Raw genomic sequence first — 6,883 nt, forward strand, 5'->3', positions numbered from 1 at the left:
GGCGACAGACGATACCTCCACTGTGGTTTCTTCCTATACTGCTTTAGATAATCAGTATCGAAAAAAGTTGCAATAAAACACTGATTTTATGGTTTTCCTGAGAGTAAGATGTGCGTACAAATATTTTAGTTGAAGTACTTAAGTACATCAATACAATTGCTATGAGCCGCTTATTTATGCGAATTCTTAAAAATCAAGACGTTGCATTTATTGCGGCCTACAAATATTTAAATTGAGGTACTTAAGTACTTCAAGTGAAATATTTGTAGGCGCCAATAATTGCAAAGCATTGATTTAAAAGAAAGATAAATAATTAAGCGCTCATAGCGAATATATTGATGTACTTAGGAGTACTTACGTCTTTCGCGGGTTCAGATTTAGGTAGCGATCTCTTGCCTCTCCGATCGGAAATCAGTAGTCGTGCAATGAAGGAGGGTGTGAGGGGCGGCTGGAAATCCGGGGAGTCGTGCAGTGGGGTAGACCGTGGTAGCAGTAGAGGCTTTGTTGACGCTGTTCTTGTTCGCGCAATCAGCAACGAGCGGTAGGAGAAAACTGGGTCTTCATGTTGGCATGAAACAGAGGTTTCCTAACCAGAAATCTAAGCGAAACCTTGGACGTTGTTGGGATGCTGTTGTTACGCGAGAGGCTTTGATATGGCCCTGAGAGGCGAAACCGTCTACCTCAAAGCACGAACCCCCTTCCTGAACTCGGGTTTTAGTAACGTGTACCGCTGTGCGGATCGCGCCTACTCGTTAGATGTCGCGCGGACGACATGGACAAGATCCCTTTCCGGATCAATTGTGTAGTCGGTTAGAAATGTAATCGTGAGAAGTTCTTGGAGAGCATCGCGGAGTAGCTGTCGGAACTTTGATAGATCCTTTGTGGCGGATCCGCATAACCGGCGAATTGTATCGACCTTGACAGCTAAAGGGCGCCGGTGTGTGTGGTAAAACGAGTGAAGCCATTTTGCCAGGTGACCCAACGCTAATCTTTGCTCCCACTCGATCTGACTGTAAGCCACATGGTTGAAAAGTGCGGCGATCTCTGGCTCCAGACGTACTCCCCATACCCGTGAGCTATCGCCGGTAACGTCGTTTTTCCATGTGAAATCTCTGATCAGAGAGCCGGAGTAGCCCCGTTGGTCGCCTCGGACTTCCAGCCCCGTGGCCTTAAGTCTCGTAATCGTATCGCGCAAGCGAGTATAGGACCGAACATTGGGGTGCCACTTCAGGCTCTGGAGCATCGCATGAGCGGTGAATGTAACAGGAGATCCCAAAGGGACAAGTCGGGCGAGATGCACAATTTGGAGGAAGACGTCTTGGTCGTCTTGCCGTAGTTCCTCGCCGGTATAGCGTATCTCGATGCCGGACAATGTGGCGATCAGGCTATTTTTCAGGAAGCTGCGCTTGACGCGGACGTTCCCGACCGTGAAGAGTGCCCCGCGAACTAAATCGTTTGGGACCCCGCGCCTCTGCTCGGGCCAGAACGGTAGTTGGATGACATTGTTTTCAATGGTCGAAACTCTTTGACTTTTGGGGAAACTCCTCGGAGCCCGTTGCGCGAGGCGCCGCTCCAAGCGGGACATCGTTTCCTCAAGACTCGAACCGGGAAGGTCATCACTTTCGGCAAGTGTGCTTGGATCTGCAGACATGGGCTCGTGGCCTCAATATAGGTGATGCCGCCAGAGGTCTCAAGCCAGGGTCCGCGAACCGAAAAATCAGTAAACTCATGCCGTAGCGGCACGAAACGGACCTGGTACCTTCGCTAAAGGATAAAGGACCCTAGCCGCGAAAGCAATACGGTGTTATTTTTACTCAACACACTACGGTATTGCTTGTGGGGGGTGTTTGGTGCATGTCATAGCAGTTGTGCAGAACAAAGGCGGCGTCGGGAAGACGACCCTGACGCGAGTTCTGGCCGAGTATTTCTCGCGCAAGGGGGAGCGGGTGTTGGCAGTCGATTTGGACGCTCAGTGTAATCTCTCCCGTCGGTTTCTGGATATGGAGTACGACCAAGCGGATCCGGACGGCGTTCTTCCCCCCCTCCATCCGATGTTTCAGGAAGGCGATGATGGAGGGTGGTCTGGGCGTAGTTCTAGCGCTGATGTCTACTTTCAAGGCGAGGTTTATCCATATCCAACGCGGATTGAAGGGTTAGAGGCGTTGCCGGGACATGGTCCGCGGCTGCGTCAAGTCGAGCATATTCGTGTCCAAGACGTGCGTGAGCGCGTCCACAATCGGCTACACGAGTTCCTTTCACTCCCCGAAGTGCGCGATGCCTACGACTTAGTCCTGATCGATACTGCACCGGCTAAGGGGCCACTAACGATCAGCGCCATGCGCGCCGCAACTCACGTGATCATCCCAACGACGCTTGAGCCACAGCCTATTGAAGGATTGTTCGGCATGTTACAACTCTGGCGGCAAGAGATGCACAGTCGCGATGCTAGCCGACCTCCGTTGAAAATCGCTGCGATCCAGCCGAATCTTTTCCGCAAGGGGGTTGCTTTGCACGAAGGCCTACTAGACTCACTGCGCAAAGATACGGCAGTGGCGAGCCTGCTCTCTCCGGTGATCATCCACCAGAGAATTGCGTTCGCAGAGTCGGATCATGCACAGGCACGACCAAAAAGCGTATTTGATCTGGCGGAGAAGGATCTAGCGCGTGTTGAGGCGATCGAGATGTGTGAGCATGTCGCAAAATCTTTATGCGAAGCGGGAGCCTGAATATGGCGACCCATACCAAGCGTTTCCGATTCGGCGAATCCGCGATCACCGATGCTATCAGCGAAACGGTACGGCGCGGAAATGTTGAGCTTGGGACCATGCATGTGGACGCCTTGGAGGTAGATAGGATCGAACCGGATCCGGATAACCCTAGGCAGTTGCGCATTACGGAAGATGAGTTTAGATGGCTATTGAATCCAGCGGCGGTGGCTGAAGCGAGGGAATCGGATCGTGAGTCAACAAGAACTAAGGTTCTTCTGCGTCTTCGGGATCTTGCCGATTCCATGCTGGAGAGTGGCGTCCTTCAACCGATTCGAGTATTCCGGCACGGGAGCCTGTATCGGATCGCCTATGGAGAGCGTCGATATTGGGCGGCCCGTTTGGCGGAGATCAAGAGTATTCCTGCGTGGATATCAGATCAGAAACCGCCGCGCGTGCGTACGTTGCAGCTTATCGAAAATCTTCACCGCGACGATCTGGATTTGGCAGGACGTTTACGGAACGTTTTGGGCGTTCTGGATGAACTTGCAGAAGAAGGGGATACGACCGGCGAGCGACTGGGTAGTCTCATAGGGATAGCCGAGCGAAGTGCAAGGCGCTATCTACAGGTGGCGCGCGGACCCGAGGATGTACGCGAAGCGGTCCTCGGGGGAGTAATTCGGGACTTATTGGTGGCTGCGTCGGCTGCTGCTATTAGAGATGACGAACAACGTGGGCTTGTCCTTTCGCTGCTCGCGCAGGGCTTGAACTGGGAGCGAGCTGTCGTGGAGGCAGAAAAGATGCGTACCCCAACTACGGAGCGCACCCGCGGGCGCCCCGTAACGAAGGTGACGCTTGGCGCGACATCTAACGTGGGGGTTGTCCGGGAGATTATGCAGGTCGTCTTGGGTGAGGAGCGACTCCCACAACTGGAGTGGTCTGATTATCGTGCGGTAGCGAAAGCCTGGAAGGCATTTCTTGCCGAAATGGAGCAGCGGTTGTGAAGACGACGGTGCGTATGACACGTGCCATGCGAGAGTCTCTCCGGATCGCTGCGGTGAATGCCTATGGAGGGAAGGGCAAGAGCCGATGGGTGCGAGAGGCATTGATTGCATTGAACGCGGAAGATCCATGCCTGACCACGGTAGGCCATGGCGAAAGCACATTTGTTCCGGAGTGCTCGGACCAGGTGATACTCGGTTCGGGCGAGAGCGATTTGCTTGAACAAATGGTCGCACGTATTCGTAAACAAGATCCGTTAGCTGAGGGTGTTCAGTCGCAGATTCTCCGTGCCGCCATCCGTGGGAAGCTTCAGCGGTCAAGTTGACCGTTGGCTAAAAATGAGATTTAAGTATATGATTAATAGAAATAATATTGATCTAGAATTATGAAAAAATATCGTCCAAAACGGCCTTAATCATCGTTTTGGCCACCACGAAGCGTCCAGTGCTCGTAGAAGCGCCATCCTGGCGCTTCGAAGCGGCTGGAAGCCACTTCTAAGGCCAGAGTGACGATTGATGCCTCCCAAACGTTGCTGTTCAAGGGTCGCTGATTGCGTCCTGGCGACCTCTATTGGAACATCTCCCCCAACGACAGGTCCGCGCTGTATCCTGACGGTAGTGACTATCGGCGAAGCAACGATAAGGATCCCCCACTTTCGGTGCTATCGACGGGAAGCCGATTGCCTTTGAATCAGGATGTCACGCGACGACTTATTCATTCTCGAAATCGATGCCGGGCGCCAAACGTTCCGCGACCGTTTGAAATTCATCAACGGATGCGAACTGTACAACGAGTCGGCCTCCTCGGGACCGTGGGTCGAAGTCGATCTGTACAGGGAAGCCGCAACGCTCGGCGAGTATCCGCTCGGTTCGTGCGAGGTCACTTGATGGGTGCCGCGTCGCTTCTGCTGCGACGCCCGTGCGACCTGCCCTTGCTTCGCCTGCTATGTCGCCAATCAGTGCGTCACCATCACAGTGTTGCAGTGTCTCGGCAACGAGCCGTTCGACTTCCCGCACGCTGTGCGGTCGTCTACGGCCACGGGCTGGCGTGCCAGGAAGCGCCGCTACCTTGAGCGCCAGCAGGCGCGCATGTTCGGGCCAATGGGCGAGTCGCGCGAGCGCGCGTGCTTGCCCGAACGATAATGCTCCTTGGTCGATTAGCGCGAGCACCGGTGCGGGGAGGGTCAGCACCCGCACATAGTGCGCCCCCTCAGCCCGCGAGAGACCAAACACGCCGGCCGCGGCGGTTAAAGACCAGTGTTGCTCCGTGCGCAACGTGCGGATGGTGCGCGCGATGGCCAGCTTCGCCCCGCTGCACCAAGGCAGCTGGCCTGGGTGTGCGGGCGCGCCCGGAATCCGTTCGGCGTCTTGATGGGCGTCCAGGGTTGCCAACTGCTGTGCGAGACCCTCGTCGGGCAGTTCGAGGACCCGTGCCCAGAGGGTTTCGCAGCGCGCGGCTTGCGCCAGTCGCCACGCGAACTCTCCAACCAGAAGCTCGTAGCCGCCTAGGATCCGAGGGCGAACCAACACCCTGTGCTGTTCACCCGTACCCCGCCACGCCGCCACGGCCGCCGGTCCAGGCGCAGGAGCAAGTGCGCGATAGGGTGATCGGTGGATGCATTCAATAGGGATCGCACGAAGCGCTGAGCGCTTTGCGGCCGCTGCACCGCTGCCGGATTCATTGGGAATATCACGATGCATTGCTGGGTCCTCAAACCAAGACCTGCCAGGTCCTGGGGTGTGCCAGTCTGAGCCCGCCGTGGGAAAGCGTGGCGGAATCCCCCGTCAAGTGCGCGACCGTCCTGGAGCCCACAGCGGATCCGAAGGCGAGCCGTTGATGGACTTGGGGCGAGAGCGGCGTACGCGCTTGTTATTGTCACATGACAACACGTCGCGCTGGCAAGTGCTGATGTGCCGATCGTCACCCCAGTCCTCCCGGCAGGAGGGGCTGTCGAGCAAGCGTAGGAACTGATCCCTGAAGCAGGTATCAGGGGTACGGTTTGATGCTGATCCGCTCGCCCACAGTGGACCTTCGCGGTGGCTGTGTGTTTTCCTGGTGAATGCGTCGGCGGCCGGGTAGCGCCGTCACCATCGCCACAAGCACTCCGCCGTCCGGTGCGTACCGGGTGGGTCTGCGCAAACCGCACGCTGGCCTAAGCGAGGGCCATGGGCAGGGGAGGGGGACAGGATGACAACCGAGATCACGCCAATGGTGTCATGTGACAACATGCTGAACGACACTGGTACCCAATACCAACCCTGCGGCGACACGACCCCGGCACCTTAGACGGCCCACTGGCACGACGTCGGGTCCGGCATCGTAGTCCGGCATGGCGCCGGTGGTCGGTGAAGCAAGTCGATTCCGCACTGCGCGTTGCATCATGATGGCTCGCGACCGTTTTCGGACATGCCGGGTCAGGATTCGCGAGGGCAACAGGCGCGCCGGATCACGGCAGGATGCCTTGGCCGGCCATGCGTCCCGCATTCCCCACGCTACGTCGCGGTGCGGCAGCCGTTTCTCGGCACCAGGGTCCACTCACCGAACAGGCCCGCCCGGAACGGCGCCTGAGGGTGGCGGGCCTTGGCATAGTGCCGCCAGCGCCTAGCAGCCTGTCGGGCTTTCCCGCTACGAGCTGGCCGGCAACGCGGTAGACTGCTGGCCCGACTCCTGAAGACTCCCGACCATGAGCAAATTTCGCCCGATCGACCGCGACACCCCCATGCCGTTGCCCTCGGTGCAGGAGTTGCTGCCCAAGGGCCATCTGGCGCGCTATATCGTGGAGGTGGTGGAGGGGCTGGACCTGAGTGGCTTGACGGAGGCGTATAGCGGTCGCGGCAGTCCGCCGTATCATCCGGCACTGTTGCTGGCGCTGCTGATCTACGCCTACGCCACCGGCTGTTTCTCCAGCCGCAAGATCGAGCGGGGGACCTACGACTCGGTGGCCTGCCGCTTCATTGCCTGTAACAGCCATCCCGACCATGACACGCTGGCGACCTTCCGGCGGCGGTTCAAAGCCGAGTTTGAAGCCGTCTTCGTGCAGGTGTTGCAGGTCGCACGGGAGAATCGGTTGACGCAGTTCGGGCGGGTGAGCCTCGACGGCTCCAAGATCCACGCCAATGCCAGTCGCCATAGCGCCCTGTCGTACGGTCATGCCGAGGCGCTTGAGGCGCACCTGA

Annotated in this window: 6 protein-coding genes; 4 read left to right on the forward strand and 2 right to left on the reverse strand. The window is 57.2% G+C overall.

The genetic code is table 11. The features are described from left to right. Nucleotides 1-745: 745 nt before the first annotated feature. On the reverse strand, nucleotides 746-1,651 hold the full coding sequence (gene trfA, locus QZY03_RS08700) for a plasmid replication initiator TrfA (protein WP_295580112.1): 906 nt from the start codon (nucleotides 1,649-1,651) through the stop codon (nucleotides 746-748). Nucleotides 1,652-1,850: 199 nt separating this feature from the next. On the opposite strand from trfA, the gene QZY03_RS08705 reads away from it, so the two are divergent. The 3 genes from QZY03_RS08705 to QZY03_RS08715 are packed head-to-tail and all read left to right on the forward strand — an operon-like array spanning nucleotide 1,851 to nucleotide 4,032. Then, complete coding sequence (locus QZY03_RS08705) at nucleotides 1,851-2,726, forward strand: ParA family protein (protein ID WP_295580114.1); 876 nt, start codon at nucleotides 1,851-1,853, stop codon at nucleotides 2,724-2,726. A 2-nt stretch (nucleotides 2,727-2,728) separates the two neighbouring features. Then, nucleotides 2,729-3,709, forward strand: a complete 981-nt coding sequence (locus QZY03_RS08710) for a ParB/RepB/Spo0J family partition protein (RefSeq protein WP_295580116.1) — start codon at nucleotides 2,729-2,731, stop codon at nucleotides 3,707-3,709. Continuing rightward, nucleotides 3,706-4,032, forward strand: coding sequence for a hypothetical protein (locus QZY03_RS08715; protein ID WP_295580118.1), 327 nt, complete (start codon nucleotides 3,706-3,708; stop codon nucleotides 4,030-4,032). The genes QZY03_RS08710 and QZY03_RS08715 overlap by 4 nt, the downstream gene beginning before the upstream one ends. A gap of 385 nt (nucleotides 4,033-4,417) precedes the next feature. Here QZY03_RS08715 and QZY03_RS08720 read toward each other — a convergent pair whose 3' ends face one another. Continuing rightward, the gene (locus tag QZY03_RS08720) at nucleotides 4,418-5,407 is read right to left on the reverse strand and encodes a hypothetical protein (protein ID WP_295580119.1); all 990 of its coding nucleotides are present in this window, start codon (nucleotides 5,405-5,407) and stop codon (nucleotides 4,418-4,420) included. Nucleotides 5,408-6,390: 983 nt separating this feature from the next. On the opposite strand from QZY03_RS08720, the gene QZY03_RS08725 reads away from it, so the two are divergent. After that, nucleotides 6,391-6,883 (forward strand): transposase (locus tag QZY03_RS08725; protein WP_295580121.1); only part of this gene is annotated, 493 nt, incomplete at its 3' end.

The sequence above is a fragment of the uncultured Lamprocystis sp. genome, assembly GCF_903933125.1.
GTDB lineage: Bacteria > Pseudomonadota > Gammaproteobacteria > Chromatiales > Chromatiaceae > Thiodictyon.

Excerpts from the sequence above, each read along its gene's own strand:
- trfA (WP_295580112.1), bottom strand. The coding sequence starts at position 1,651 with ATGTCTGCAGATCCAAGCACACTTGCCGAAAGTGATGACCTTCCCGGT.
- QZY03_RS08710 (WP_295580116.1), top strand. The coding sequence starts at position 2,729 with ATGGCGACCCATACCAAGCGTTTCCGATTCGGCGAATCCGCGATCACC.
- QZY03_RS08720 (WP_295580119.1), bottom strand. The coding sequence starts at position 5,407 with ATGCATCGTGATATTCCCAATGAATCCGGCAGCGGTGCAGCGGCCGCA.